This window comes from Bradyrhizobium sp. P2_E8, assembly GCF_056403875.1.
In genome coordinates this window covers 1-2,327 of record NZ_JBFUES010001086.1, presented here as the reverse complement: position 1 = coordinate 2,327, position 2,327 = coordinate 1, and the positions used below count along the sequence as shown (strand labels likewise).

Annotated in this window: 2 protein-coding genes and 1 pseudogene; 1 reads left to right on the top strand and 2 read right to left on the bottom strand. The window is 63.1% G+C overall.

Features of this window, described 5'->3' with window-relative positions; translation table 11 throughout:
• Nucleotides 1–392 (top strand): annotated as a pseudogene (locus AC1D00_RS36990) (serine hydrolase); the annotation flags it as partial.
• A gap of 42 nt (nt 393–434) precedes the next feature.
• On the opposite strand, the gene AC1D00_RS36985 reads toward AC1D00_RS36990, so the two are convergent.
• On the bottom strand, nt 435–1,754 hold the full coding sequence (locus AC1D00_RS36985; protein ID WP_477014067.1) for a TRAP transporter large permease: 1,320 nt from the start codon (nt 1,752–1,754) through the stop codon (nt 435–437).
• On the bottom strand, nt 1,751–2,266 hold the full coding sequence (locus tag AC1D00_RS36980) for a TRAP transporter small permease (protein ID WP_477014066.1): 516 nt from the start codon (nt 2,264–2,266) through the stop codon (nt 1,751–1,753). The genes AC1D00_RS36985 and AC1D00_RS36980 overlap by 4 nt, the downstream gene beginning before the upstream one ends.
• Nucleotides 2,267–2,327: the final 61 nt, after the last annotated feature.

Here is a 2,327-nt window from a genome sequence, read left to right as displayed (position 1 = left end):
ATCTCACCTTCTGCCGGGCGCTGCTCAATGGCGGCGAGCTCGGCGGCGTCAGGCTGATCGGACCGAAGACGCTAGCTCTGATGACGACCAACCATATTCCGGGCGGCCGCTTCCTCCCCGAGGTATCGCGCTCGCTGTTCTCGGAAGCCACCTATAACGGCATCGGATTCGGCCTCGGCTTTGCCGTGACGATGCGCCCGGCCGAGACGCTGATCGCCGGCAGCCCCGGCGAATACAATTGGGGCGGCGCGGCCACGACCTCGTTCTGGATCGACCCGGCCGAGGAGCTGATCACCATCTTCATGACGCAGGTGCTGCCCTCGAGCGCCTACCCGCTCCGGCGCGAGCTGCGCAGCATGGTGTACGCCGCGATCACCGAGAGCAATCTGTAAGACAAACGAAATGATCCCGCGGCTCCGGGGCCGCGGGATCGTTCACTTCAGCATCTCCGGCACGATCAGGCGCGGCAGGAACAGCGACACCTCCGGCCACACGATGAGGGCCGCCAGCACGACCAGCATCGGCACCAGCATGATCGCGGTGTCCTTTAGCGCATAGCGCAGCCGCACGCCCGCAACCGCGCAGGCGATCATCAGGCACAATCCGTAAGGCGGCGTCACCAGCCCGAACGCCAGCGACACGATCGAGATGATCGCGAACTGGACGGGGTGCAGATCGACGGACTTGGCCAACGGCTCCAGCACGGTGCCCACGATCACGATCGCCGGAATGGCGTCGAGAAAGCAGCCGACGACCAGGAAGCAGAATGCAATGAAGAAGCCGGCTGCAATCGGTCCCATGCCCCAGGTCGAGACGTTGGCCAAAAGCTCCTGCGGAATCTTGTAGTAGGCCAGCAACCAGCCGAACGCGCTCGCGGTGCCGACGCAGAACAAAGCAACGCCGGCAAGGCGTCCCGTATCAWGCAGGGCCCTGTACAGTTCGCGCCAACCGGTCTCGCGATAGAAGAACGCCGACAACGCCACGGAATAGAGCACCGCAACGCAGGCGGATTCGGTCGCGGTGAACCATCCGAGCAGGATGCCGCCGACGATGATGAACGGCGTCATCAGCGCCGGTATCGACCGCCAGATCGCGCAGCGCATGTCCCGCCAGCTATCCTTCGGATAGGTCGGATAGCCCCGGCGCACCGCGTAGACATGCACGGTCGCCATCTGGGCGCCGGCGATCAGGAGACCCGGCACGATGCCGGCCAGGTACATAGCGGCAATCGAGGTCGAGATCAGCCCGCCCCACACGATCATCAGGATCGAGGGCGGGATGATGACTGCCAGCACCGCCGATACAGCCGTGATCGCGATGGAGAACGAGAGATCGTAGCCTTCCTTGGTCTGGGCATCGATGAAGATCTTCGACTGGCTCGCCGCATCGGCAGTCGAGGAGCCGGAGATGCCCGCGAAGAACACCGAGAGCACGACGTTGATCTGCGCCAGCGATCCCGGCCAGTGTCCGACCATCGATCGCGACAGCGCGACCAGCCGGTCGGTGATGCCGCCGATACTCATCAGATTAGCGGTCAACAGGAAGAACGGCACCGCCAGCAGGATAAACGAATTGTAGGCGTTGAAGGTTTCCTGCGCGAGCGTCATCAGCGACAGATGCGGCTCGATCAGCAGGATCGGCACGCAGGCAAGGCCAAGCGCGAAGGCGACCGGCACGCGAATGACGAGCAGGCCGATGAAAACCCCGAACAGAACCGCCGCGGCCTGTCCGGCAGAAAGAACATTCCCCGTCATTGCTTCGCCCCAACCAGAATCCGTATTTCATCAAGTATCTGCTCGCCCGCAAACACGATCCACGTCACGCCGGCCACCGRCCAGGCGACGTGGATCAGCCAGAGCGGCAGATCAGCCAGCTCCGACGTCCTGTTCCAGGCAAACCGTGTGAATTCGAGACCGGCCCACACAAACACAAATGCAAGCGCCAGCACGCCGAGACGGGCGAGGATTCGCACCAGAGCCTCCGACCGACGCGACAGATCGGGCCAGACGTCGACCTCGAAATGCTGCGACTCCCGGATTCCGACCATGGCGCCGATCATGATGGTCCAGACGAACAGGAAGCGCGCCATCTCCTCCGTCCAGATGTAGGAGGGAATGAGGGAGGTGTAGCGCGATATGATCTGCAGCGTCACCGGGATGACGAGAATGCCGACACAGGCCGCGAGCAGGATTTCGAGCAATTTCGCATAGGCCGCCGTCGCTCGGCGCCATAGCGACGGGGTCGCCGCAACAGGTATTTCGGTCATTGGAGCTCCGCGGTGGCAATCATCACCAAAGGGGCAAGCCGCAAGGCTTGCCCCGATATTC